The sequence below is a fragment of the Micromonospora sp. SCSIO 07396 genome, from assembly GCF_053667945.1.
Window position 1 is genome coordinate 2990242 of sequence record NZ_CM132210.1, and the last position, 26886, is coordinate 3017127.

Below are 26886 nucleotides of genomic sequence, written 5' to 3' on the forward strand. Positions count from 1 at the left end.
AGTCATGGTGCAGTTCGCGGTCAACCCGACGCGCTTCGACCCGTACAAGAACTTCAAGTTCCGGGTGAAGTGGGACGGCCGCTACGTGGCCGGGGTGAGCAAGGTCAGCGCGTTGAAGCGGACCACCGAGGTGGTCAAGCACCGCGACGGCGGCAACGCCTCGACCAGTCACAAGTCGCCGGGACGCACCGAGTTCGAGGCGGTCACCCTGGAGCGGGGGCTGACCCACGACGCCGAGTTCGCCCAGTGGGCGGGCCGGATCTGGGCGCTGCACGCCGGGGCCGGCGCGGAGGTGTCCCTGGCCGACTTTCGCCGGGACATCACCATCGAGCTGCTCAACGAGGCCGGCCAGGTCGCCCAGTCGTACCGGCTGTTCCGCTGCTGGGTGTCGGAGTACCAGGCGCTGCCGGAGCTGGACGCCAACGCCAACGCGGTGGCGATCGAGCACATCAAGCTGGAGAACGAGGGCTGGGAACGCGACGAGGCGGTCGCCGAACCGGCCGAACCCCGGCTCGGGTCGTGACCGCCGGGGGCCCGCCGTCGACCGAGGTGGCGCTGGTCCACGCCTGGGACGACGCGCTCGGCCAGCCCGCGCCGCGCCGCGGGTTGCTGCTGCTCGGCCGGCCCGACGCCGACCGGCTGCCGGTGGGCGAGGTGACGGCGCTGCTGCTGGCCACGGCCGGTGGCTGGACCGGCGGCCGGGTGGCGACCACCGTGGACTGCCCGGCCTGCCCGCAACGGCTGGAGGTGACCCTCACCGTCGCCGACCTGCTGGCCGCCGCGCCACCGCCGGCCGATCGGAGCGCCGGCCCGTTCACCCTGCGGTGGCGGGGGCACCTGCTCACCCTGCGGCTGCCCACCACCGCCGACCTGGCCGGGGCGGCGCGGTCAGGTGACGCGGTGGCGGCCGAACGGTGGCTGCTCGACGCCTGCCTGCTCGACGCCGACCCGCCGCTGGCCGACCCGTCCGCCGCGCTGCCGGCGGTGTCCGCCGCGATGGCCGAACGCGACCCGCTCGGCGTCGTCGCGGTCACCCTGACCTGTCCGGGCTGCGGCGGCGGCACCGAGGTGCTGTTGGACGTGCCGGCGTGGGCGTGGCACGCCGCCGACGTCCGGGTCCGCCGGCTGCTCGACGAGGTGCACCGGCTGGCCCGCGCGTATGGCTGGTCCGAGGCGGAGGTGCTGGCGCTGGGTCCGCACCGGCGGGCGGCGTACCTGGAGCGGGTGCCGTGAGCGGCTACCTGGCCGCGCTGGCCGCCCTGGCCGTCGGGACCGCGCCCCGGCTGCGTCCCCGCCCCCTCGGCCGGTTCGAGCCGCAGGAGCCGGCAGCTGACGGCTTCCTGACCGAGCAGGAGCAGGAGCGCTGGCCGGCCACCCCGCCGCCGGCCCGACCGACCGGCACGCCGACGCCGCCGTCGTCACCGCCGTCGCCCGGGGCGTCGTCGGTCACCCCGCCCGCCGCCCCGGTGACGCCTGTCATCCCGGTGGCGACGCCGACCGCACCGCCGGCGGGGGCACCGGCCCCCGGCCCGGCCCGGCCGCTGCCCCCGCCCGCTGCCCGCGCTGCGGCGTCGGCCCGGCCGGCGGCCGTACCGGACCCGCCCGTGACGACCCGGGCGGCCGGACCCGCGCCCACGACGGCCGCCCCGCACGCGCCGTCCCGACCTCCTGTCGCCCCGACCGGGCCGGCCGCGCCGCCGCACCACCGCCGGGACGACCCGCACCGGCCGGCGGCCCGGCCCGGCGCACCGGCATCCGCCCCGCCGGCTTCGGCCGCCACCGCACCACCGGCCGCCGTCCGGGTGGCACCCACCGCCGCGGCCGTCACGCCGACCTACCGTGCGCCGGCCAGCCGGGTCGAGGCACGGACACCGGAACCGGTCGCCGTGCACGTGCACATCGGTCGGATCGAGGTACGCCTCACCCCGCAGCGGCAGCCGGCCACGCCCCCGGCGGTCGCCGCCCCGACGACCTCCCCGGTACCCGCCGTCGCCCCGGGTCCGGCACCGGAACTTGAGGCGTACCTGCGCGGATCGGGGGCGACGCGATGAGCACCGGGTACGCCCTCGCCGCCGTCACCGCCGTGCTGCGCGGGCAGGTGATGGCGTACCTGCGGGCCACCGGCGCGTCGTCGGCGGTCGGCGGGGTGTCCGTCTCCGCCGGCCCACCCGACCGGGTGACCGTCGGCAACCAGGAGGGCAACCAGGTCAACCTGTTCCTGAGCCGGGTGACCCGCAACCCCGCCTGGGCCAACCTGGGGCCGCCGCCGCGCAGCACCGGCGGGGACGACGTCGCCGCGCCGCCGCTCGGTGTCGACCTGCACTACGTGGCCAGCGTCTACGGTCACGACCCACTGACCGGGGAGATCCTGCTCGGTCACCTGCTGGCGATGCTGCACGAGACGCCGGTGCTGACCCGAGCGGCGATCCGCCGGTCGCTCGCCCCCGACCCGCCGGACCCGACGCTGCCCGCCCCGGTGGCCGACTCCCGCCTCGCCGAGCAGGTCGAACTCCTGCGGGTGAGCGTCACCAACAGTCCCGGCGGTGAGGAGAGCTTCCGGCTCTGGTCGGCGTTCAGCGCGCCGTACCGCAGCAGCGTCTTCTTCGACGTGTCGGTGGTGCTGATCGACCCGCTGCGCGGCGCGCGGGAGCCACTGCCGGTCCGTACGGTCACCGCCGGCACCGTCGACGTCGACGGTCCCGAGGTCGACCAGGTCCGTGCCGACGGGCCGACCGGCACGCCGGTCACGGCCGGCGCGACCCTGGTGGTGACCGGCCGCCACCTGGCCGGGCCGGACGTGCGGGTGCGGATCGGGACGGCCTCGGCCAGCCCCGCCACCGTCACGGCGGGCGAGCTGCGGCTGCCGCTGACCGCGTTCGACAGGCCTGTCGCAGCCGGTATCCGGGGCCTGGTCGTCACCCATGCGGTCGCGCTGGGCGACCCGCCCACGCCCCGGCCGGCGGTCAGCTCCGACGCGGTGCCGGTCACCTACCGGCCGACGATCACCGTCGCCCCCGCCGACGTGGTGGTCGAGTCCAGCCGCACGGTCGACGGGGTGCTGTTGCGCACCGGCACGATCACCGTCGACGTCGTCCCCGAGGTCGAGGCCGGCCAGCAGGTCACCCTCGGGCTGACCGGGGTGGGTGGCACCATGCTCGCCGCGCCCGCCGACAACGGGGTGCCGCCCGGTGGGCAGCGCACCGGACGGATCGGTTTCACCTTCCGCGACGTGCCCACCGGCAGCTACCTGGCCCGGTTGCGGGTCGACGGGGTGGACAGCCCGCTGCACGCCGACCCGACCGGCCGGTACGACGGCCCCGCCGTGGTGCTGTGATGCCCGCCCCGCGCCCGGCCGCCCGCTGGCCCGCCCCGCCCCCGGTGGACGCGGGCGGCGACGGACTCGCCGCCGAACTGGACCGGATCCGTCTGCTGCTCACGGGGAAACCGGCGGCCGAAGCCCCGACCGGCGGCTCCCCGCTGGACCGGATCGGCACCGGGTTCGGGCTGACCGGCTTCGAACGCGACATGCTGGTCGCCACGGTCGCCGGTGAGTTGGGTCTGCTGGACCGGCCACCGACGTTCGCCTGGTGCTTCGACGCCCTGCCCGGCGGGCACTGGGACGCCCTCGCCGCCGACCGGCCGTTACGCGCGGCCCGGCTGGTAGAGCCCGGTGACGGTCCGTTGCCGCACGCCCCGCTGCGGGTCGACGAGCGGGTCCTGCACGAGCTGCACGGCGTCGGCCGGCTCGACGAACGGCTTCGTCCCTACCTGGTGGCGCTGCCCGTACCGCCGGCCACCCTGCCGGCCAGCCGCCGTCGGGCCGTACGGCAGCTCTGCGCCACCTGGCAGGCCGGCCGATACCCGCTGCGGGTGTGCGGTCCCGACCCCGCCGACCGGATCGACGTGCTGGCGGCGGCCTGCGCGACGGTGGGCCGGACCGGGCACCTGGTGGCCGCCGCCGACCTGCCCCGCGCGGTGCTCGACCGGGACGCCTTCGCCCGGCTGTGGAACCGGGAGGTGGTGCTCGCCGACCCGGTGCTGGTCGTCGAACTGACCGGCGACGAGCCGCCGGAGACCCTGGCCACCGTGGAGCACCTGCTGGCCCGGCTCATCGGTGACGTGGTGGTCAGCGTGCCCCGCCCCGTCGCCCTTGACGGGGTGACCCCCGGGCCGACGGTGGACCGGCCGACCCGGGCCGAACAGCGGGCGCTGTGGGGGGAACTGCTGCCGGGGCAGGCCGCGTCGGCCGCCGCCGGCCTGGCCCGCGAGTTCGACCTGGGGCACCGGGAGATCGTCGACTCCGCCCGCCCCGCCGCCGGGCCGGACGGCGACCCGGTGACCCGGGCCCGGGGCCTGGTCCGCGAGCGGGTCCGCCGCGACCTGGACGGGTTGGCCGAGCGGATCGACGTGCGGGCCGGCTGGGACGACCTGGTGCTACCCGCCCCGGCCCTGGCCCAGTTGCGTCAGTTGACCGCCGCCGCGGCCGGCCGGGCGCTCCTGGTCGAGCAGGGTTTCGCCGGCCGGACCGGTCGGGGCCTCGGGGTGGCCGCGTTGTTCGCCGGGCCCAGCGGCACCGGCAAGACCCTCGCCGCCGAGGTGGTGGCCGGGGTGCTCGGCCTGGACCTGCACCGGGTCGACCTGGCGACCGTGGTGAGCAAATGGATCGGGGAGACCGAGAAGCAGCTACGGCGGATCTTCGACGCCGCCGAACGGGGTGGCGCCGTGCTGCTGTTCGACGAGGCCGACGCCCTGTTCGGCCGCCGTTCCGAGGTCCGCGACAGCCACGACCGGTACGCCAACATCGAGGTGTCGTACCTGCTGCAACGGATGGAGCGGTACCGGGGCGTGGCGGTGCTGACCACGAACATGCGCACCGCCATCGACCCGGCGTTCCTGCGCCGGCTGCGGGTGGTGGTGCCGTTCGGGCATCCCGGTCCCGCCGAACGGGCCGGGCTGTGGCGGCGGGCCTTCCCGCCCGGCGCGGCCACCGCCGACCTGGACCTGCCCCGGCTGGCCGAGCTGGACCTCACCGGCGGGGACATCCACACCGTCGCGCTGCGTGCCGCGCTGGTCGCCGCCGGGCAGGGCGTCCCGGTCGGGATGCGGCACGTGCTCGACGCGGTCGCCGCCGAGTACGCCAAGCACGACCGGCCGGCCGACCCGGGACTGTGGTCGTGAACCCCGACGTCACGACCATCGAGGTCGACATCCGCCAGCTGGTCGTCACCGGCGTCGACGCGCCTGTCGACGCCACCCTGGCGGCCGAGGTGGGTGCCCGGCTGACCCGGCTGCTGGCCGAGCGGGGACTGCCGTCGACCGTGGCCCCGGTGACCGACGTGCCGGCCACCGCCGACCTGCCGACCGCACTGGCCGAGGCGATCTGGGTCCGGTTGGGCCTGCCCGGGTGGCGGCGGTGACCGCCCCCGGCCCGGCCGCGCAGCGGGCCCCGCTGCCGGCGACGGAACCCGTAGCGGCACCCGACGACGCCCTCGCCACGCTGACCCGGGACCTGGTCGACCGGTACGCCCCGGCGCTGGGGCTGCGCCCCGACGCGGTGCGGGTGCGTCTCGGCGGGGACGGTCGGCGGGCCGCCAACCACGGCGCGCGGGGGCTGCTCGCCGACGGCACGGTGCACCTGGCCCCGGGTTTCGACCCGTCCCGGGCCGCCGGGCGGGCCCTGCTCGTGCACGAGTTGGGGCACCTGGCGCAGGCGGGCGGCACGACGGCGGACCCGGGGCGGCGGGTCGCCGACCCGGAGGGCGAGGCGCGGGCGCTGGCCGACGCCGCGGCGGCCGGGCGGGCCCTGTGGCGGCCGGTGGCGTGGCTGCCGGCCGGCGCGGTCGCCGCCGACACCGGTGCCGTGGCCACCCCGCCGCGCCCGGCCAGCCCGCCGGCCCCCGACCGGGCGCCGGCCGACGAGGCCGGGACCGGCCCGTTGGAGGCGGAGCTGGGCGCGCTGGTGGAGCGCCGGTACCTGGCGGAACGGGCCCGCATGGTCGACCTGCTCGACGGCCTCTGGGTCTCCGGCGACGACGTGCGGGGCTGCCTGCGGATCCTGGACACCCTGCCGTTCGTGGTCGCCCGCAGCCTGGTGCACAGCCTGCCCGCGCCCCGGCGCACCGACCTGGCCGGCAACCTCGACGACGACCACCACCGCGCCTACCCCCGGGCCGCGCTGGCCGCCCTCGGCGGGCAGACCCCCTACCTGCTGCGGGTGCTCGAAGCCGACAACGTGCACGGGTTGAGCACCGACGGGCTCGACCCGGTGCAGCGGCGCACCGCCCTGACCGTGCTGCGGGCCCTGCGGACCAGCGTGCTGCGGGAACTGCTGGGCGGTGACCGCAAGGCGCACTTCCGGGCGTTGCTGGCCGAGCGGCCCCCGACGGGCGGCGACGCCGACGCCCTGCGGGAGCAGATCACCGTGCTGGGCGGGGCGTCGGCCGACGATGAACGGCTCGACCGGGACACCGACCTGGCCGCCCGGCTGCGTCGGGTGCAACTGTCGATCGACGACCGCCGGGCCGACGAGGCGCTGCGTCAGCTCGCCGACCTGGCTCCCGCCGCACCCACCGCCGGCACCCCGGCCGCCGCCGCGCCGGCCGCCGCCGGGCCGCCCGAGCCGGGGCCCCGGCTGCGGTACGCGGTCCGCCAGCTCGACGACGGCGGCCACCTCGACACGCTGCTCGACCACCTGCCGTGGGAGGAGAAGCGGGTCGACGCGCCGCTCGGCCCGCGGCTGCTGGTCGTCCTCGCCGCCCGCCCCGAGCACCGCAACCTGGCCCGGGTGGAGGGTCTGCTGTCGTACGGGCTGTTCGACTGGGCGATCCGCGACCACGAGGCCCGCTTCGCGTACCTGCTGCTGCGTAGCCTGCCGCTGGCCGCCCAGGACCGGTGGCGGCGGCTGGACCAGGGCAGCTGGTTCGACCGGTTGGAGGAGAACATCCCCGCCGCCGACGTGCTCGGCGGCAGCTACACCGGCGTGGGCACCCTCGCCGAGCCGCTGGATCGGCGGCGGCGCAGCGCCGGGCAGGTCGACGCCGACCGGCTCGTCGCCGACATTCACCGGACCGTGCAGGGCGGCCTGGACGGGGTGAACGCCGTCGAGCTGGTCCGCCGGCTGATCGGCTACGACCGGCCGACCGGCGCGACCGCCGGCCCGGATGCCCGGGGGCGGGAGGCGCTGCGGACCGCCGTGCACCGGTTGGACGCGCTGCGGGACCTGGATCGCATCCTCGCCGCGCTGCCGGACGCGTACCTGACCCACGAGATGTGGCGGGCCGAGCTGCTCGACCTGCTCGCCCTGCGCGACCCGGCGCACCTGGAGCGGCAGGCCCGCGGCCTGCTCGCGATCGGGCTGACCGACTGGGCGGTGAACCCCCGGGAGGCATGGCTGGCGTTCCAGCTGGTGCGCAGCCTGCCGGTGGCCGACCAGGCCCGGCTGGCCGCCGACGACCCGGACCGGTGGGCCCGGATGCAGTCCGGGATGACCCCGCAGATGCGGGCCTCCCTCGCCACCACCGCGATCTCCGGTCCCCGCCGGGTCGAGGCCCGCGACCAGTTGCGGGACCGGCTGCGCGACGACCGGCTCTGGCGGGCCGGGCGGGTCACCGAGCTGCGGTCGCTGATCATCCAGGCGTACGCGTTGGACGACCGGCGCTGGGTGTTCCTGCGTTCCCGGGAGCTGCGCGCGGACCTGCTGCCCGACCTGGCGACGCTGGTGGCGGAGCTGCGGCTCTACCACGCGACCCGGCGGCCCACGTTCGAGCCGGAGTCGTTGCGCACCGACGGGCTGCCGACGGTGGTGGGTGACCTGGCCCGGCTGGTCGCAGTGGGGCTGAAGCTGCTGTTCCTCAGCCGCACCGGGTTGAGCCTGTTCACCGACGAGGTCACCGTCGACGAGTTCGACCTGCACGACGCCCAGTGGATCAGCGGCGACCTGGGCGGGGCCCGGTTGCGCGACACCGACCGGGAACGCGCCAACCGGCTGTCGCTGTCGGTGGACGCCCGGCAGGGGGTGCTGCGGGTCCGGCTGCCCCGGCTGGAGCTCGACGGGGTGAACCGCACCTTCACCGGAAGTTCGCTACGCACCGGCCGGATCACCCTGACCGACCTGGACATCGTCGCCTCGTTCTCCGACCGGGGCTACGAGCGGCCGGTCGGCGCGCAGGCCGGGATGGGCGCGCTGAGCGTCTCCGACGTGGTGTACGCCAGCGACGGCCTGCCCGGCGGGCTGCTCGGCCTGACCCGCTTCGGGCTGTCCACGCTGGCCTTCCGGTCCGGGGCGACCGGGCAGGAGAACGTGACCGAACCAGGCCGGCACGGCTGGGTCGGCATCCCGGTCATCGATCCACTGATCCACCTGCTGCACAACGTCATCTCGTTCTACGGTGGACTGCCGTTCCTGTCCAAGATCAGCGACGCGTTGCTGGCCCCGTACACGGCGGGGGCGCCGTTCCTGGCCCAGCAGTTCACCTCGCTGACCGCCGGGGAGATCTTCACCCCGCTGGCCAACGCGACGATCGGGCTGCTCACCGACGGGGTGTTCCGGCCGCCGCGGACGGTCGGCGATCGGGTCACCGACGCGGTGGAGATGATGCACTCGCTGCGGGTCAGCTTCTCCAGCGCCACCGCCGAGGGGCTCTCCTTCGCCGGCCTGCAACAGGTCGGCCGGATCGAGGTGGGCCGCACCCTGATCGGGGTGGCCACCAGCCTGCCGGCCCGGCTGCGCGCCGAGCGGGAGTCGCTGCGGCTGCGCCGCGACACGGCCACCGGCACGACACGCGCCGCGCTGGACGAGCGGCTGCGCGCGGTCGATAGCCAGCTCACCACGCTGGAGCCGGCCGAGCGGGAACTGCACCGGTTGGAGGCCCGGCACCGCTGGCACGCCGAGTCGCTGTCCGAGGCCGAACGCCGCCGGCTGGTGGAACTGTCCGACCAGCTCCGCCAGTCCGTCGGCGGGACGATCGACGTCGCCGGCCTCCGGGTCACCGGGCTGACCGGCCGGGTCGAGGCCGCCGGGGTGGAGATCGACCCGATCCACGCCGAGGCGTCCCTGCCGTCGCGCCTCGGCGAGTACCTGCCCGACGACGAACTGATCAGCAGGTTCCGCCGCGACCGCGTTCCCGCCGACGCGGCGACGACCGCCCGGGGCAGCACCGGGTCGGCCACCCTCGCCGGGGTACGCCTGCTGCCCGGTGCCCCCGGCCAGCCGGCGCTGCGGATCACCGCCGGGGCCCTGCCCACCCGCACCGACGTCGTCGCCCAGCTCGCCGCGCTGCCCGACGAGCCCCGCTGGGCGCAGCGGCGGGCCGAGCTGACCGGCTGGCTGACCGATCTGGACCGGTTGCGGGAGCTGGAGTCCCTTTCCGTCGAGCCGGTCGACCCGGCCGGCCGCTACCTGCCGGGGCACCGCACCCGGGCCCAGGAGCAGGAACTCCAACTGCTGCGGGAACGGGCCCGGCGGTACTTCGGCATCACCGTCGGCGGGCTGACCGTCGGCGGGCTCGACGTCACCCTGGACCCGACCACCCTCGGGGTGCAGGTGCGGCTGGCCGAGCTGACCGCCACCGACGTCCGCGCCGGGGCCACCGCCGTGGAACGGCTGACGGCGTCCCGGCTGCGGGTGCGCGCCGACCTCGACACCGTCGGCGGCGGTCGGCTCCCCGCCGAGCTGGCCGGCCCGGCCGCCGCCGCCGGCTTGCCGGTCGGCCGCGCGGCCGTCGGTTTCGGCGTCGGCGAGCTGGCGGTGACCGGGGTGACCGGGCCGGGCGTCGAGGCCCGGCGGATCGCCTTCACCGCACCGGTGCGCGCCGACGGCTCCCCCGGCGAGGCGATCCACGGTCGGGTGCTGCCCGTCGGTGACGACCTGCGCCTGCCCGACCTGGTGGTGGAGCAGACCGAGCTGGCCGGGCTGGCGCTCAACTCCCCCGGTCGCAGTCTCTACGCCCGGGGCAGCACCCGGATCGGCCGGATGAGCCTCGACGTCCAGGTCCGCACCGGCGTGACCGCCACCGGCCGGCAGGTCCGTGGCGCGCTGGTCCGCAACCTGGTCATCGACCGGATCGACGCCGACCGGATCGGCATGGACGTCACCGACCCGGCACCGGGGATGAGCGTCGAGGTGGTCTCCGGCGCGCTGATCGGGGTGCGGCTGCGTGACCTCGACGTGGACCTCACCGGCGAGGAGCTGACCTACACCGGGCGGTTGACCGTCGGGCAGCTCGACCGGCTGCGGTTCGCCGTGGTGTCCCGCGCGGTGCAGGGCGGCCCGACCACGATCACCGGCACCGTGGGTGGCCGGGCGACCCGCCCGAACGCCGCCACGGTGACCGTGGACCTGATCCGGGCCGGGCCGCACCAGGTCGACCCGGTGACCGGCCGGATCCTCAGCGACCCCACCGACAGCCAACGCATCCAGCTCGACGGGCTCACCCTCACCGACACGACCCTGCGGACCCCGGACGGCGCGGTCACCGTACGCCGGGCGGGGCTCGGCGGCCGGCTGGTCACCGAGCGGGCCGGCGGGCTGCGCTTCGAGGACGTCGGCCCGGCCCGCATCGAGCTGGGCGCGATCGACTGGCGGGCCGGCGACGGGCGGATCGTCTCCCGGGGGGCGACCGTGCTGGACGGGCTGACCGCCAGCGGTCGCTGGGACAGCACGCCGGAGCAGCGCGACGCCGCCGGTCGGGTCGTCCCGGCCACCGCCGCGCTGCACCTGGAGCGGCTGCACATCGCCCGGATCACCGGGCGGGACCTGCGCTACCGCGACGGGGTGCTCGACGTCGGCCTCGGCCGGCCCGAACCGGTCCCGGCCGGGGAACCGGACCGGCCGCCGCTGGAGATCCTCGACGTGGACCTGCGCGGCCTGCGCTGGTCGGCGGCGGCGGGGGTGACCGCCGGACGGCTCACCACCGGGGCCACCCGGGTGGAGATCGCCGGCCGGATCGACGCCGCGCTGCACGTCGACGGCACGTTGTGGGCCGCCCAGCTCACCCTCGCCTTCGGCCGGGGTGGCCGGATCCAGGCCCGGGTGGTGGGCGGTGAGGCTCAGCTCGGCGTCGGTCCCCGGCCGGGCGAACACGACCAGCAGGTCAGCATCCAGGGGCTGGACACCGGTGTGGTCAGCATCGGCCCGGACCACATCGAGATCGGCCCGGACGGACAGCCGGGGCTGAACCTGGCCACCATCTCGGTGGACGCGCTGAACTGGCAGGGTGCGGCGCTCGGCCTGCGCATCCCGTCGGGCGCGGGGGCGATCACCCTGCTCGGCATCAGCGCGCGGGCCCGGGTCGACCTGTGGCCGGCGGGCACCCCCGGCGGCCGGTTCCGCCGGCTGCTGCTGCGGGAGCTGGTGGTGCAGCAGACCCGGGCCAGCGGGCTGCTGGTCGACCTGCACGACGGCGTCACCATCCGGCTCAACCCGGACGTCGAGGCGGTGCTCGGGGAGCTGCGGCTGGTGCCGGCGGCCGGGCAGGACGGTTTCCTGGTGGAGGCGACCCGCACGGCGGAGGGGATGCGGATCCTCGGCGGCCTGCGGATCGGGGCGATCGAGGCAGCCCGGGTCGGCTTCGACATCGGCACGTTCCTGTCCGGCGGCACGGCCGACTTCACCGCCGGTGGGCTCAGCGTCGACTTCCTCGACCACGGCGGGCTGCGGCTCACCCTGGCGCAGCCCACGCTGACCGCGATCAGCGCCCAGGTCACCGCCGACCCGCGTCGGCAACTGCTGTTCCTCGGCGCACCGACCGGCCGCCCCGAGTACGGGCTGCGGTTCACCTCGATCGGCTACGAGCAGGACCCGGCCGCACCGGACGGCACGACGGCCCCGGGCCGCCGGATCGCCGTACGCGGTGGTGAGGTGACCGGGCTGAGCTTCGCCGACAGCGGGCTCGGTTTGTACGTCTTCGTCGAGCAGGGGCTGCTCGGCGACCTCACCCACGACCTGACCAGCGGGTCGGGCGAGCTGCCGTCGCTGGACATCCGCAACGCCCGGTTCGTGCTGGATCTGGCCACCATGCTCGGCGGCGGCGCCCCGATCCCGGCCCCGCCGCCGGCCCGGACCACCAGCGCGCAGCGGCGGGCCGCCCTGGCCGGCAAGTGGGACGCGCTGGTGCGGGTGTTGGACGCCTACCGCATCGGCGAGGTGCTGGACAGCCTCAACGGGCACATCGACTTCGACGTCACCCACGACGGGTTCCTGTGGGGTGAGCGGAGCTGGGAGGTGCGGCTGGCCCTGCGCGACGGCGCGGTCGACTACCGCCGGCTCACCGGCGCGCTGCCGTGGTGGACCCCGGGCCGGTTCATCGTCGAGGGCGACGACCTGGTCTACCGGGTGCACCTGCCCAGCTTCGGGGCGGAGGGCGCTCCCCCGCCGGACAGCGACGTCGACCTGCTGCGGTGGCAGCTCGACACCGGCGAGGTCAGCCAGGCCCGCACCGAGCACCTGGTACGCCTCAACCGGCTGCTGCGGCCGACCGCCGCTTCCCGCGACGACCTGCTGCACACCGTCGCCGACGTGCAGAGCGACGAACCGTCGACCGGCCCGCCCGGCATGTTGGCGATCGGCAACGTCGACGTGGACCTGTCGGTCAACAACCCCCGGGAGATCACCCTGCCGCTGGGCGGCGGCAACGAGATCGTGCTGGCCCCCGACGCGCTGGTGCACCTCGCCGTCGGCGGCGGGGTACGCCGGGCCGCCGGTGGCGTCGGCCGGCCGGGACGGCTGCGCCCGGTGTCGTTGCAGAGCGCCACGGTGGCCCGGGTGAACCTGCTCTTCGACGGGCTCGGCCTGTCCACCGGGCAGATCCGGATCACCGAACTGACCGACTGCACCGTCGACTTCAGCGGGTTGGACCCGCTGCTGATGCAGGGCCGGATCACCCGGGCCGTGGCGGAACGGATCCGCTGGCGGCGTCCCACCTCTGGAGGCACCCCGTGACCAGTCCCCTCAGCCCCCGTCTGCTGCGCGCCGGTCTGGTCGTGCTCGACCCGGACAGCGGGCACAGCCGCCGGGTGATCACCCTCCAGTACAACCCGGACGCGTTGACCCGCGGCTTCCAGCTCAAGACCGCCGGGGCCGAGGGCGGGGCCCGGGGCGAGGCGTTGCGGATCACCGGCCCGCCGGTGCAGACGCTCACCCTGGAGGCCGACCTCGACGCCGCCGACCAGCTCACCGACCCGCAGACGGCGGAGCTGGGGCTGACCGCGCAGCTGGCCGCCCTGGAATCGCTGGCCTACCCCAGCCTGGCCGCCGTGCAGGACGCGGCGGCGCTGCTGGCCGCCGGCACCCTGGAGGTGGTGCCACCCCCGGCGCCACTGGTGCTGCTGGCCTTCGGACGACGCCGGCTCTGGCCGGTACGGATCACCGAGTTGACCATCACCGAGGAGGCGTTCGACCCGATGCTGAACCCGATCCGCGCCAAGATCCGACTGGGTCTGCGGGTGCTGACCGTCAACGACGTGGGCACCGACGGCCGGGCCGGTGGCCTGGCCATGGCCGCCCACCAGCAGCTCGAACAGCTCGCCGGCCGGGCGCGCGGCGGGCGGCTGGCCGACCTCGGCATCGACCGGCTGCCATGAGCGACCCGGCCGACACCGATCCGGCCCTGGTGGCCGCCCAGGGCCGGGTCGCGCAGACCCTCTTCGCCGCCACCGGCGCCACCGGCGGCCAGCCCACGCCGGGGGCCCTGGCCCCGGACAGCCGCTACGCCGCCGTGGGCACCACGGTCACCGTCGATCAGGAGACCGGGCAGGAGATCGTGCACCTGCGTCGCCGGTTCGTGCCGCCCGCCGAGCGGCTCGCCACCGCCGGCTGGGAACCGGTCGCCGACGGCGACCGGGTCGACCTGCTGGCCGCCCGTACGGTCGGCGACCCCACCGCCTTCTGGCAGCTCTGCGACGCCAACGGGGTGTTCGACCCGGCGGAGCTGATCCGCCCCGGCCAGGTGGTCCGGGTGGCCCTGCCCGAGGGGTTCCCGGGGAGCCTCGATGCCTAGCGGGGTGCGGTTGCAGGTGCTGATCGGGCCGCTGACCTTCCGGCCGGCGCCGATGGAGCTGGTGGCGGCGGTGCAGGAGGCGCAGGTCACCCAGAACGCCGGGCAGCGTTCGGGGTTCCAACTGCGCCTCGCGCTGGGCCGGGGGTCGCTGGTGGAGCGGATGCTCGCCGACGGCAGCCTGGACCCGCCGACCCGGGTACTGCTGGTGCTGCACGTCGACGGGCGGCCACAGGTGCTCTCCGACGGGGTGGTGACCCGGCACGACGTGGCCCGCAGCAACGACGCGGGCGCGTCGACGCTCACCCTCACCGGGGTGGACGTCAGCCAGATGATGGACCTGATCGACCTGTCGGACCTGCCGATGCCGATGCCGGCGGAGGCCCGGGTGCTGACCCTGCTCGCCCCGTTCGCCGCGTACGGGGTGGTGCCGATGGTGGTGCCCAGCGTGCTGGTGTTCGCGCCGAACCCGGTGCAGCGGATCCCGGCGGTACGCGGCACCACCTTCGCGTACGTGTCGCAGCTCGCCGACGAGGTGGGTTACACGTTCTACGTGGAGCCGGGGCCGACCCCGGGGATGAACACCGCGTACTGGGGGCCGGAGGTGCGGGCCGGTCAGCCGCAGCCGGCGTTGACGGTCAACGCCGACGCGGGTGCCAACGTGGAGTCGTTGTCCTTCTCCTTCGACGGGGTGCAGAAGACCGTCTACCTGCTCACCGCGTTCCCCGAGCAGGTTCGGGTGCCGATCCCGCTGCCGGTGCCGGACGTCAGCCCGCTCAACCCGCCGCTGGGCCGCAAGATCCCGATTCCGCTGTCGTACCGGCGGATGAACGTCGGACGGTCCAACCCCGACGGCACCGACGACGCCACCGCCCGGATGGACGTCGTGCAGACCCTCGCCCGGGGCCTGGCCCGGGCCGCCCAGTCGGCGAACGTGATCACCGGGTCCGGCTCGCTGGACGTGCTGCGCTACGGCCGGCTGCTGCGCTGCCGGCGGCTGGTCGGGGTCCGGGGCGCCGGCCGGGCCTACGACGGTGAGTACGTGGTGCGCAGCGTGACCACCACGGTCAAGGCGGGCGAGGTCAAGCAGCGGTTCACCCTCGGCCGCAACGCCCAGGTCTCCATCTCCGGAAGGGCACAGCCATGACGACGAGGTACTACGGCAAGTATCGCGGCACGGTGGTCAACCACCTCGATCCGTTGCAGCAGGGCCGCATCCAGGTGACCGTCCCGGACGTCACGCTGCCCCCGTCGAGCTGGGCGATGCCCTGCTTCCCGCTGGCCGGCATCCAGGCGGGCATGTTCGCCGTGCCGTTGCCGGGCACCGGGGTGTGGGTGGAGTTCGAGCAGGGCGACGCCGACCATCCGATCTGGACGGGCTGCTGGTACGGCTCCAAGGCGGAGATCCCGGCGCTGGTGTCGTCGGCCCCGCCACCCACCCCACCGATCGTGTTGCAGACCCCCGGCCAGGCCACCCTGATGATCTCCGATGCTCCCGGGCCGACCGGTGGCATCCTGCTCAAGACGCTGACCGGGGCGATGATCTCGATCAACGACACCGGGATCATCATCTCCAACGGCAAGGGCGCCTCGGTCACCCTGGTCGGCCCGACCGTGGCGATCAACCAGACCGCGTTGACGGTGACCTGATGCCCGGCCCGCTGCTGCACGTCGGGGCGGTGCTGACCTGCCCGCACACCGGCCCGGTCACCCCGCAGACCGGCAACGCGCGGGTGCTGGTCGGCGGCCTGCCGGTGGTCACCGCCACCGACGCGTACCCGGTCACCGGGTGCACCTTTCAGGTGCCGGTGGGCGCGGGCACCAAACCGCAGCCCTGCGTCCAACTCCAGTGGACCACCCCGGCGGCCCGGGTGCTGGTCAACGGACAGCCGCCGGTGCTCGGCACCAGCGTCGGGCTCGGGGTCAGCGCGGAGGGCATCCCGCAGGGTCCACCGACGGTGGCCGGCATCCAGGTGCGGGCGGTGGCGACATGACGTACCCGGCGTTTCCGTGGCGGCCCGACAACCGGGGCCGCTCCGGGCTGGCCGGCCCGGAACGGCACGTCGCCGACCTGGTGGAGGCGGTGCTGTTCACCGCGCCCGGGGAGCGGGTCAACCGGCCCGACTTCGGTGCCGGCCTCGGCCAGCTGCTGTTCGCCCCGGTCGACGACGCGGTGGTGGGCACCGCCGAGTTGCAGGCCCGCAGCGCGTTGCAGCGCTGGCTCGGCGAACTGATCGAGGTGGACGACGTCCGGGTCGACCTGGCCGAGGCGGCGGTGCGGGTGCACGTCGCCTACCGGCTGCGGGCCACCGGCCGTCCGGCGCAGGTGGCGGTGGAGAGGGGTGCGGGATGAGCGTGCGCTGTGACGACGACGAACGGCGGGCCGAGGTGGCCCGGCCGGGCAGCGCGTTCAACGGCATCGACTGGGTCGAGGTGGACTTCGCCGACCAGCGGCTGCTGCACGTCGGTTTCCTGCACCCGCTGCCCGGCCAGGCCGGCGGGGTGCCCGCCGGCGCGCCGCTGGCCGTGGGTAACGTGGTGGTCGACGGCGGGGTCCGGATCACCGGCGTACGGGTGCTCAGCGTCGCCGCCGCCGGGGCGGAGCTGACCGTCCGGGTGGACCGGGCCGGTGACTTCTCCCCGTACACCCTGCGGTTGGTGCGTTCGGCGGTGGACGACCGGGTGCCGCCCGGCTTCGACCCGGTGCTGTCGGCGCAGGGTTTCTCGTTCAAGGCCAACTGCCCCAGCGACCTGGACCCGGCACCGGCCGCCCCGTCGGTGCCGCCACCGCCGGCGACCACCGCGCCCGCCGACTACCTGGCCAAGGACTACGCCGGCTTCCGGCGGCTGATGCTCGACCGGCTCGCCGCCCTGCCCGACGGCACCGACCGGCACCCGGCCGACCCGCTGGTCACGGTGGTGGAGGCGCTGGCCCACGTGGCCGACCGGTTGTCCTACCGGCAGGACGCCGCCGGCACCGAGGCCTACCTGGGCACCGCCCGCAGCCGGATCTCGGTACGCCGGCACGCCCGGCTGCTGGACTACGCGGTGCACGACGGTTGCGCGGCCCGCGCCTGGCTCAGCGTGCGGGTGGCCGCCGGGTCGGACGTGGAGAGCCGGGGCCTGCCCGCCGGGACGCCGGTGCTGGCCGCCGACCGGGCCACCCCGGCGGTACGCCCCGCCGACGCGGCGGCGTTGCCGGCCGACGGCGTGACCGGTTTCGAGACGTTGACCCCGCTCGTCCCCCGGGCCGCCCGCAACGAGATCGCCCTGTACGTGTGGGGCGGCCGGGACTGCGGCCTGCCCGCCGGGGCGACCCGGGCCACCCTGGTCGACCTGCCGGCGACCGGCCTGGCCGCCGGTGACCTGCTGCTGCTGGAGGAGGTGCGGTCCCCGCTGACCGGGCGGCGCGTCGACGCCGACCCCACCCACCGGCAGGTGGTCCGGCTGGTGTCGGCGAACCCCACCACCGACCCGGTGACCGGGGTGGCCGTGCTGGAGGTCGGGTGGAGCGCCGCGGACCGGCTGGCCTTCCCGCTGACCGTCACCGCCTCCGTCGCCGGTGCGGGCACCGACCACCTGGTCACCTGTGCGGTGGCTCGGGCCAACCTGGTGGCCGTGCAGCACGCCAGCGCGGTGTCCGGGCAGCTCCCGCCGGCCGCCGAGCACCGGTGGCGGCCGGTGTTGACCGACGAACCGGTCGCCGCGGCGGTGCCGTTCACCACCGACACCCCGGCCAGCCAGGCCCTCGACCAGGACCCGCGGGCCGCGGTGCCGCTGATCCGGTTGGAGACCACCGAGGGCAGTTGGCGGCCCCGCCGGGACCTGCTCAACGCCGACCGCTTCGACCAGGGTTTCGTGCCGGAACGCGAACGCGACGGCCGGGTGAGCCTGCGCTTCGGCGACGACGTGTCGGGGCGGCGACCACCGGCCGGCACGGTCTTCCAGGTCGCCTGGTGGCGCGGCGGCGGGGCGGCCGGCAACCTCGGCCACGATGCGCTGACCACCCTGGTCACCGACCGGGTCGGGCTGCTCGCCGCGACCAACCCGCTGCCCGCCGTCGGTGGCACCGACCCGGAGGACGTCGAGCACGCCCGGCAGCACGCCCCGGTCGCCTTCGCCACCCAGGAGCGGGCGGTGACCACCGACGACTGGGTGGCGGCGGCGCGGCGGCTGCCCGAGGTCGCCAACGCCACCGCCCGGGTCCGCTGGACCGGCTCGTGGTGGACGGTGTTCCTCACCCTCGACCTGACCGGCGGGCAGCGGCTGGTCGACGAGCCGGAGCTGGCCCGTCGGGTGGCCGGGCGGCTCGACCGGTTCCGGGTCGCCGGGTACGACCTGCAACTGCGCGACCCGGTGGACCTGCCGGTGGAGCTGCGGCTGTGGGTGTGCGTCACCGGCGGCGCGTTCCGTTCGGACGTGCGTCGGGCCCTGCTGGACCTCTTCTCCGCCCGGGACCTTTCGGGTGGGGCGCGCGGGTTCTTCCACCCCGACCGGTTCAGCTTCGGCACCCCGCTCTACGTCAGCCAGCTGCTGGCCGCCGCGGTCGGTGTCCCCGGGGTCACCGACGTGCGGGTGACCGAGCTGCACCCGGTGGGGGTGGCGGCCGGCGGGGAACTGGCCGCCCGGGTGCTGCGGGCCGGCGACACCGAGGTGATCCGCCTCGACAACGATCCCAGCGTGCCGGAGCACGGCATCCTGCACCTCGACCTGGTGGGTGGACTGTGACCTCACGAGTGGGCCGGGAACCCAATCCGCCCGGCCGGACCGCCATCGGCTACCGGCTGGGCCGGCAGGCGGACTTCGCCGCCGAGCTGGTCGACCGGCTCTCCGGCCGGCCGGAGCTGGCCGGGCTGACCACCCGGGAGGTCGACGACCCGGCGGTGGCGCTGCTGCACGCCTGGGCGACCACCCTGGACGTGCTCGCCTTCTACCAGGAGCGGATCGCCAACGAGGGTTTCCTCGGCACCGCGACCGAACGCGGTTCGGTGCTGATGCTGGCCCGCGCGATCGGCTACGAGCTACGCCCGGGGGTGGCCGCGACGACCTGGCTGTCGTTCACCGTCACCGCCACCCCCGGCGCCCCGGAAGGGGTGCCGATCCCGGTGGGCAGCCAGGCGCAGAGCGTGCCCGGCCCCGGCGAGCTGCCGCAGGTCTTCGAGACGGTGGCCCCGCTGCTGGCCCGCCCGGAGCTGAACGCGGTGGGCCTGCGGGTCACCGCGCCCCGCCCGCCCCGGCCCGGTGACGACACCCTGCACCTGGCCGGCGTCGACACGGTGCTCACCCCGGGCACCGCGCTGCTGGTGCTCGGCCCCGACTGGTACGACGTGCGCCGGGTCCGCTCGGCGACGGCGGTGCTGCCGGCGGTGGTGGCCGCGTCCGACGGCGGCGCGGTGGTGCCGGCGTACACGGTGGTCGGGTTGGACGCGGCGGTGACCGCCCAGCAGCTCGGCACGGAACTGCGCCAGTCGGGCCGCGAGGTGCAGGTGCACCTGCTGACGCAGCGGGCGGCGCTCTTCGGCCACCAGGCGCAGCCGTGGTCGGCGCTGCCGGTGGCGTTGCGGGTCGGCGAGCTGAACCCGGGCACCAACCAGGTGCTGCCGGGCGCGTACGCCACCCGCAAGGACACCTGGGTGGACGCCGCGCTGGGCTCCGACGAGCGGACGCTGCACCTGGACCAGTCATACCCGTCGGTCGTGGCCGGGTCGTGGCTGGTGCTGGAGACCGCCGGGGTGCCGCAGGTGCGTCGGGTCGACGCGGTGACGGAGTCGCCGGTCGCCGACTTCGGCATCGCCGCCCGCACCACCCGGGTCACCGTGGTCGGCGGCGACTCGAACACGTTCTCCCGGCGGACCACCACCGTGCTCGGCGGCAGCCGGCTGCTCCCGACGGCCGCCGCGCCGCTGACCGCCCCGCTGGCCGCGACCGCGACCCTGGAGCTGGCCCGGCCGATGCCCGGACTGCAACCGGGCCGGCCGCTGGTGCTCACCGGCGTCGAACCGGACGGCGGGCCGGTCGGCGAGGTGGTGACGGTGCTGCGGGTGCGGGACGCGACCACCGTGGACCTCACCGCGAACGTGACCCGGCGTTACCGGCGCGACAGTGTCCGGGTGCTGGGCAACGTGACACCGGCGACCCACGGCGAGAGCCGGGCCGAGGTGCTGGGCAGCGGCGACGCGCGGCAGGCGTTCCCCCGGTTCACCCTGCGGCACGCGCCGCTGACCCACGTGCCGGCCGCGACCGCCAGCGGTTCCCGCACCACCCTCGCGGTCTGGGTGGACGGGGTGCGCTGGCAGGAGGTGCCGGTCCTGCTCGGGCAGGCCCCCGCCGCCCGGGTCTACACCGTGCGCCGGGCCGACGACGGCGTCGTCACGGTCACCTTCGGCGACGGCCTGACCGGGGCCCGGCTGCCGACCGGACGGGACAACGTGGTGGCCACCTACCGCAGCGGCATCGGGCGGTCGGCCGACCTCGCGCCGGGCCGGTTGACGATCCCGCTGTCGCGGCCGCTGGGTCTGATGGAGGTGGGCAACCCGGTGCCGGCCGCCGGGGCCGACGACCCGGAGGGGGTGGACCGGGCCCGCCGTAACGCGCCGCTGGCGGTCCGCACCCTGGGCCGGGTCGTCTCGCTGGACGACCACGCCGACTTCGCCCGCGCGTTCGCCGGGATCGGCAAGGCCCGCGCGGACCTGGTCTGGGACGACGCCCGGCAGCTCGTCCTGCTCACCGTCGCCGGCCCGGACGGGGCGGAGATCCCGCCGGACGCGGCGGTCCGCGCCGACCTGCTGCGGGCGTTGGACGCCGCCCGCCAGGCGACGGTGCCGGTGCGCATCCTCGGCCACCACCGCCGCCGGGTGGCGGTGACCGCGCGGCTGCTGCTGGCCCCCGGGTACCGGTTCGCGGCAGTCTCGGCAGCCGCCCGCGCAGCGCTGGTCGCCGGGTTGAGCTTCGACGCCCGCGACTACGCCCAGCCGGTGCGCGCAAGCGAGGTGCAGGCGCTGCTGCACCGGGTGCCGGGTGTCGCGGCGGTGGTGCTGGAGCTGCTGTACGACGCCGGGCAGTCGCCGTCCCGGCTCGACGTGATCACCGCAGCGCCGGCCCGTCGGGTCGGTGACGTGCTGCTGCCCGCCGATCTGCTCACCGTGGACACCGGTGACGTCACCCTGCTGGAGGCATCGTGAGGGTCGAGGAGATCTGGGACCTGCTGCCGGCCGCCCTGCGCAGCCGGGACGAGGCGGCCGGCGGGATGCTGCGCGCCCTGGTGGAGGTGCTGGCCGACCAGGCCGCCGTGCTGGACACCGACATCGACCAGCTCACCGACGACTGGTTCGTGGAGACCTGCGCCGAGTGGGTGGTGCCCTATCTCGGTGAGCTGGTGGGGGCGGGTCGGTTGCATCCGCTGGCCGACGGCGGCGGACTGTCCGACCGGGCCCGGGTCGCCGACACGATCCGGTTCCGCCGGCGCAAGGGCACCGCTGCCGCCCTGGAGGAGCTGACCCGGGCCAACACCGGCTGGAGCGCCGCCGTCGTCGAGTTCTTCGAACGGCTGGTCGCCACCCAGCACGTCAACCACGTCCGCGCCGCGCCGGCCACCGCGTCGATCCGGGCCGCCGCGCCGTTGGAGCTGGTCGGTGGGCCGTTCGAGACGGTCTGCCGGACGGTGGACGTGCGGGCGATGGACACCGGTACCGGCCGCCCCAACATCGGGCACATCGGCCTGTACGTGTGGCCGTTGCCGTCGTACCGGCTGGACCGGGCGACGGCCGCGCCTGTGGTGACGCCGGCGGACGGCAGGTGGTGGATCGACCCGGTGGGGGTGGGCCGGCAGTTGACCGGGCCGACGGTGACCGAGCCGGACATCGACCACCGGGCCGACGAGGCGAACGTGCCCGGTCCGCTGCGTCGCCGGCCGCTACGCGACGAGTTGGCGGCGTTGGCCTCGGACAGCCCGCCGTCGGCGGAGCAGCGGCGCTGGTTCCGCGACGACGACCCGTCGTTCGTGGTGTGGATCCAGCCCACCCCGGCCGACGAGCTGCGCCCGGTGCCGCTGGACCTGCTGCGGATCTGCGACCTGGCCGGCTGGGAGCTGCCGACCGGCAGCGTGGTGCGGGTCGACCCGGTGCGCGGCCGGATCACCGTCGCCGCCGGCCGCCCGGTGCACCGCCTCGCGGTCTCCTGGTGGTACGCGTTCAGCGCCGACGTCGGCGCCGGCCCGTACCCGCGCCGGGGTGACCTGGGGTCGGCGGACGGGCCGGTGGACTGGCAGCTCGCGGTGAGCGTGACCGAGCCGCCGCGCGCCGGGGAGGTGGTCGCCTCGCTGGGTGAGGCGGTGACCGCCTGGCACGACTTCCAGGCCGCGCATCCGGGCGGCACCGGCCGGATCGTGGTGCTGGACAGCCACCGTTACCGGGAGAACCTGTCGGTGCGGGTGGGGCAGGGCAGCCGGTTGAGCGTGCTGGCCGCACAGTGGCCCCGGCCGCCGGACCGGCCCCGCCGGCAGACCGACCTCGACCCGGTCGGGGTGCGGCCCTGCCTGCTCGGCGGGGTCGCGGTCACCGGCGTCGGCGTCGGGGACCGCCCGGGTGAGCTGGCCGTCGACGGGCTGCTGGTCGCCGGGGCGGTGACCGTCACCGCGCCCGATGACGGCGGACCGGGCCTGGGTCTGGTCGAGCTGCGGCACTGCACCCTCGGGCCGGCGGCGACCGGGCTCGGCGTCACCGCCGGCAACGACCGGACCCGGGTGGTGGTGCACCGTTGCGTGACCGGGGCGCTGACCACGACCGACGGGCCGCTGACCGTGACCGACTCGCTGGTGCACGGCACGATCGCCGCCGGGGACGCGGCGGCGGAGCTGACCGGGGTGACGGTGCTGGGTGCCACCACGGCGCGGGTGCTGACCGCCACCGACTGCCTGTTCGACCAGCCGGTGACGGTGGCCCGCCGGCAGCAGGGGTACGTCCGGTTCAGTTACCTGCGGCCCGGGTCGGTCACCCCGCGCCGTTACCGCTGCCAGCCGGATCTCGCCCAGCAGGCCCGCCCCGACGACCCGGACGTGGCCACCCGGGTCGGTCCGGCGTGGGCGAGCACCCGCTACGGCGACGCCACCTACGGCCGGCTGGCCGCCACCGCCGCCCCGGAGCTACGTACCGGGGCGGAGTCCGGGGCCGAGCTGGGGGCGTTCCGCCGTGCCCTGACCCCGCACCGTCTGCACAACCTCACCCTCGCGCTGGCGGAGTACCTGCCGCTGGGGCGGGTGGCCGCTGCCCTGCCCGTCCTGCCGACCGGAGGAACCACACCATGAAGGGCGACATCAGCCGCGTCACGTTCGACCGGCGGCGGCACGCGACGAGCGTCCGCAAGCAGCAGGGCCGGGTCGACCTGGACGCGGACTGGAACGAACAGCAGGACATCCAGGCGCACCTGCGGGCCACCGCGCTGACCGACGTGGTCGGCGCGGCCGGCGCGCCGCTGGTCGGCGGGGCGTTCGGATTGACCGGCGGGGCCGACCTGACGCTGTCGGCCGGCCGCTACTACCTCGACGGGGTGCTCTGCGAGAACGACACAGCGGTCTCCGTGTCCGCCCAGCCGGACCTGCCGGCGGCCGGGCCGTTCGTCCGCAAGACCGACGGCACCTGGCTGGCCGCCGGCGCCCCGGTGCCGCCGGGGGTGTACGCGGCGTGGCTCCAGGTGTGGTCGCAGCACGTGACGGCGATCGAGGACCCGGCGCTGCGGGAGGTGGCCCTCGGTGGGCCGGACACCACCACCCGGCTGCGGAGCGTGTGGCAGGTGCGGCTGTTGCAGGCCGGGCCGCCGAACACCCCGGTCGGCTGCGCGGACACCCCGCCCGGTTGGGCGGAGCTGACCGCCGCCTCGACCGGCACCCTCGCGGTCCGCGCCGATCCGACGGGCAGCTCCGGCGGGGACTGCGTGATCCCGACCGGCTCGCCGTACACCGGGCTGGACAACCAGTTCTACCGGGTGGAGATCCTCACCGGCGGGACGCCCGGCACGGCCGGTTACGTCTGGTCGCGGGACAACGCCGCCACGGTGGCGACGTGGGAGAGCATCGACGTCGACGTGCTGACCGTGAAGGTCCCCGGCCGCGACGGCAGCGCCGGCTTCACCAACGGCTCCTGGGTGGAGCTGACCGACGACGGCCGGGAGCAGAACGCCCTGCCGGGCACGCTGGTGCAGGTCGACCGGGTGGAGGGGGACCGGATCGTGATCCGGCCGGGCACCGCCACCGGCAGTCTCGACCGGGCCGACTTCCCGTCCCGTCCCCGGGTGCGTCGCTGGGACGGCCGGGGCACCGTGCCGGCCGGCGGTGGCGAACTGGACCTGGAACTCGGCATCAGGATCCGGTTCTCGGCGGCGGGCACCTTCCGTACCGGTGACTGGTGGTCGTTTCCGGCCCGCTCGGCGCTGCACGACGTGCAGTGGCCCCGGGTGGGCACCACACCGGTGGCGCAGACCCCGCACGGGCCGCGTCGGGCGCACGGCCGGATCGGCGTGGTCAGTTGGGACGGCAGCCAGTGGAGCGTGCTGCGCGACTGCCGGCCGGTGTTCGCCCCGCTGACCGGGCAGGCCACCCTGAGCCTGCTCGGCGGGGACGGCCAGGAGGCGGTGCCGGTGCCGGGCAGCCCGGCGACCCTGGTGCCGCTGGGGCACGACCTGGTGGCCGGGGTGGCCGTGGGCGGCCAGCCGGTCGCCAAGGCGCGGGTCCGGTTCACCGTCACCGGTGGGGCGGGCCGGCTCACCGCCGGGGCGGTCACCGCCGCCACCGTCACCGTGGAGACCGGTGCCGACGGGCGGGCCAGGTGCGCCTGGCAGCTCGACTCCGCCGCCGCCACCCAGGAGGTCACCGCCCAGCTCCTGGACGAGGCGGGGCAGCCGGCCCACCTGCCGGTGACGTTCACCGGCGCGCTGTCGCGTGCCGACCGGGTGTCGTACGACCCGACCGGGCGGCCGTCGCTGGCCGGGGCGACCACCGTGCAGGCCGCCATCAACCAGCTCGCCGCGTCCGCCACCGGTGGCTGGGCGACGATCACCATCCGACCCGGCATCGACTGGGTGCAGGCGCTCAGCACGCTGCCCCCGGGGGACGTGCTGATCTGCTTCGCCCCCGGCCTCTACACCAGCACCGTGCCGGTCACCTTCACCGGCCGGGCCAACATCCGGGTGCTGGGCAGCGGGCCGGCGAGCCGGATCCGGGTGCAGGGGCAGGAGTACGCACTGATGTTCGTCAACTGCGGCACCGTGTCGGTGGCGCAGCTGGCGGTGGAGACCCCCGGCCCGGCCGACGTACCGGGGCGGCTCGGGCCGGTCTCGGCGATCAACTGCGCCGACGTGACGATCGACCAGTGCCAGCTCACCGGGGTGGCCGGCGCGTCGCCGCGGAGCACCTGCCTGACCGTCCGCAACGACCAGGGCACCGCGCCGGGGAAGGTCCGGGTGCTCGACTCGGACTTCCTCGTCGGTCACGGCCAGCAGGGGGTGCTGCTGGTGAACCCGGACCACGCCGTGGTCACCCGGTGCCGGTTCTCCTGCCCGCCCCGGCCGGCCTCGCTGACCCTGGCCGAGCTGGTGAAGGACGAGAAGTTCCGGGGTCAGCTCGCCACCCAGCTGGTGGGGCGGCTCGCCCTGGACCGGGACGACCGGCTGGAGACGGGCGAGTGGAACACGGCGTTGCGGGTCGGCCGGTGGGGCGTGCGGATGAACTCGATGGTCCCGCTGAGCGAGTGGAGGACCCTGTCCACGCTGCGCCCACCGACCGAGGAGGAGCTGCGTACCGCGCAGGGCGCCGGGGCGTACGTGCTGCGGCTGGCGGACGTGGCCACCGAGGATCCGGCCCAGTTGCCCTCGTACCGGCGGCAGCTCACCTCGCTCAAGGGGCGGCTCGGGCAGAACGCCGGGCGGATCTTCGACACCGACGAGGGCCGCAAGACGCTGCGGGACTACCTGGTCGGTGAGGGCATCGACGTGCGGGAGGCCGACGGGATCGCCCGGGACCGCCGCGAGGTGGCGTTGCCCGTGCCGGGGGCGAGTCTGCGGTTCGACTCGGCGTTGAGCCAGGGCGCCTGGGAGGCGGCGGTGGCGGCGTCGCCCCCGTCGCGTCCGGTGCAGACCCCGTCGGCGGCGGCCCGGCACCTGCGCAGCGTCGCCGACCGGATCCTGCTGGAGCCGGCCTTCGGCGAGAGGTACGCCGGCGGCTACCGGCAGGAGCTGACCGCTGCGGCGGAGGTGTCGGTGGGGGCCTGCGCGGTGGTGATCGGCGGTGGCACGGTCGTCGGTGACGTCGAGGTCTCCGACTGCCGCATCGACCAGATCGCCGAGGGCGTGCACATCGGTGTGTCCTACCACAAGGGACCGCCGATCCAGGCCCGCACCATCCGGGTCACCGGCAACGACATCCACCTCTACAAGGCGTGGTGGCGCAACGCGGGCACGATCCGGGGCATCAAGATCGGCAGTGTCCGCAACGTGTTCGTCTCGGACAACCGGATCTCGGTGGCCGCCGGAACGGGCGTCGGCATCTGGGCCTTCGCCGCCGGCGGCCCGATCATGGCGATCCGCGACAACCTGGTGCAGAACTGCGAGCCGGCGATCCTGTGCAACCCGTCCTGGTCGGGGGCGCCGGCGAAGCGGCTGTGGTCGGTCACCGACAACGTCTCGCTCAACGGCTCCATCCAGGTGGGCGGGGGTGCGCGCAGCACCGGCAACGTCAGTTGAGTGTCGCGAGGGCGACTGCGTCGGCCCGGTAGCCGGGCCTACGCTTTCGGTGACTGCCACTTAGCGCGGTTGCGGATTGCAGATGTGGTCTAGGGGTTCAAATCCTCTGGTAGTCGCCAACAAGCGGCGGGGCGGGCCTTCGGGCCCGCCCCGTTCGTCGTCTGCG

General features: G+C 75.7%; 17 protein-coding genes. All 17 read left to right on the plus strand.

Annotated features, from left to right (window positions below):
- Positions 1 to 4 precede the first annotated feature (4 nt).
- The 17 genes from ACWCHM_RS12735 to ACWCHM_RS12815 are packed head-to-tail and all read left to right on the plus strand — an operon-like array spanning position 5 to position 26720.
- Complete coding sequence (locus tag ACWCHM_RS12735) at positions 5 to 523, plus strand: phage tail protein (RefSeq protein WP_204960032.1); 519 nt, start codon at positions 5 to 7, stop codon at positions 521 to 523.
- The gene (locus ACWCHM_RS12740; RefSeq protein ID WP_454222547.1) at positions 520 to 1233 is read left to right on the plus strand and encodes a hypothetical protein; all 714 of its coding nucleotides are present in this window, start codon (positions 520 to 522) and stop codon (positions 1231 to 1233) included. The genes ACWCHM_RS12735 and ACWCHM_RS12740 overlap by 4 nt, the downstream gene beginning before the upstream one ends.
- Positions 1230 to 2051, plus strand: a complete 822-nt coding sequence (locus ACWCHM_RS12745; RefSeq protein ID WP_454222548.1) for a hypothetical protein — start codon at positions 1230 to 1232, stop codon at positions 2049 to 2051. Before ACWCHM_RS12740 ends, ACWCHM_RS12745 begins: the two co-directional genes overlap by 4 nt.
- On the plus strand, positions 2048 to 3334 hold the full coding sequence (locus ACWCHM_RS12750) for a DUF4255 domain-containing protein (protein ID WP_204960039.1): 1287 nt from the start codon (positions 2048 to 2050) through the stop codon (positions 3332 to 3334). The genes ACWCHM_RS12745 and ACWCHM_RS12750 overlap by 4 nt, the downstream gene beginning before the upstream one ends.
- The gene (locus ACWCHM_RS12755) at positions 3334 to 5178 is read left to right on the plus strand and encodes an ATP-binding protein (protein ID WP_454222549.1); all 1845 of its coding nucleotides are present in this window, start codon (positions 3334 to 3336) and stop codon (positions 5176 to 5178) included. Before ACWCHM_RS12750 ends, ACWCHM_RS12755 begins: the two co-directional genes overlap by 1 nt.
- Positions 5175 to 5417, plus strand: a complete 243-nt coding sequence (locus ACWCHM_RS12760; RefSeq protein ID WP_454222550.1) for a hypothetical protein — start codon at positions 5175 to 5177, stop codon at positions 5415 to 5417. The genes ACWCHM_RS12755 and ACWCHM_RS12760 overlap by 4 nt, the downstream gene beginning before the upstream one ends.
- On the plus strand, positions 5414 to 12937 hold the full coding sequence (locus ACWCHM_RS12765; protein WP_454222552.1) for an eCIS core domain-containing protein: 7524 nt from the start codon (positions 5414 to 5416) through the stop codon (positions 12935 to 12937). The genes ACWCHM_RS12760 and ACWCHM_RS12765 overlap by 4 nt, the downstream gene beginning before the upstream one ends.
- Positions 12934 to 13578, plus strand: a complete 645-nt coding sequence (locus tag ACWCHM_RS12770; protein WP_204960047.1) for a hypothetical protein — start codon at positions 12934 to 12936, stop codon at positions 13576 to 13578. The genes ACWCHM_RS12765 and ACWCHM_RS12770 overlap by 4 nt, the downstream gene beginning before the upstream one ends.
- Positions 13575 to 13994 carry a hypothetical protein gene (locus ACWCHM_RS12775; protein WP_204960049.1) on the plus strand — a complete coding sequence of 140 codons (420 nt, stop codon included), beginning with the start codon at positions 13575 to 13577 and terminating at the stop codon, positions 13992 to 13994. Before ACWCHM_RS12770 ends, ACWCHM_RS12775 begins: the two co-directional genes overlap by 4 nt.
- Positions 13987 to 15138, plus strand: coding sequence for a hypothetical protein (locus ACWCHM_RS12780; RefSeq protein ID WP_145920140.1), 1152 nt, complete (start codon positions 13987 to 13989; stop codon positions 15136 to 15138). Before ACWCHM_RS12775 ends, ACWCHM_RS12780 begins: the two co-directional genes overlap by 8 nt.
- Complete coding sequence (locus ACWCHM_RS12785) at positions 15135 to 15641, plus strand: phage baseplate assembly protein V (RefSeq protein WP_204960053.1); 507 nt, start codon at positions 15135 to 15137, stop codon at positions 15639 to 15641. Before ACWCHM_RS12780 ends, ACWCHM_RS12785 begins: the two co-directional genes overlap by 4 nt.
- Positions 15641 to 15985: a hypothetical protein gene (locus tag ACWCHM_RS12790; RefSeq protein WP_204960055.1), complete on the plus strand. Its 345-nt coding sequence runs from the start codon at positions 15641 to 15643 to the stop codon at positions 15983 to 15985. Before ACWCHM_RS12785 ends, ACWCHM_RS12790 begins: the two co-directional genes overlap by 1 nt.
- Entirely contained in the window at positions 15982 to 16344 is a 363-nt protein-coding gene (locus tag ACWCHM_RS12795; RefSeq protein WP_204960057.1) for a GPW/gp25 family protein, read from the plus strand. The genes ACWCHM_RS12790 and ACWCHM_RS12795 overlap by 4 nt, the downstream gene beginning before the upstream one ends.
- Positions 16341 to 18719, plus strand: coding sequence for a baseplate J/gp47 family protein (locus ACWCHM_RS12800; RefSeq protein ID WP_454222553.1), 2379 nt, complete (start codon positions 16341 to 16343; stop codon positions 18717 to 18719). Before ACWCHM_RS12795 ends, ACWCHM_RS12800 begins: the two co-directional genes overlap by 4 nt.
- A complete protein-coding gene (locus ACWCHM_RS12805; protein ID WP_454222554.1) occupies positions 18716 to 21172 on the plus strand; it encodes a putative baseplate assembly protein in 2457 nt (818 codons plus the stop codon). Before ACWCHM_RS12800 ends, ACWCHM_RS12805 begins: the two co-directional genes overlap by 4 nt.
- Entirely contained in the window at positions 21169 to 23292 is a 2124-nt protein-coding gene (locus tag ACWCHM_RS12810; RefSeq protein WP_454222555.1) for a hypothetical protein, read from the plus strand. The genes ACWCHM_RS12805 and ACWCHM_RS12810 overlap by 4 nt, the downstream gene beginning before the upstream one ends.
- Positions 23289 to 26720: a DUF6519 domain-containing protein gene (locus ACWCHM_RS12815; protein ID WP_454222556.1), complete on the plus strand. Its 3432-nt coding sequence runs from the start codon at positions 23289 to 23291 to the stop codon at positions 26718 to 26720. The genes ACWCHM_RS12810 and ACWCHM_RS12815 overlap by 4 nt, the downstream gene beginning before the upstream one ends.
- Positions 26721 to 26886: the final 166 nt, after the last annotated feature.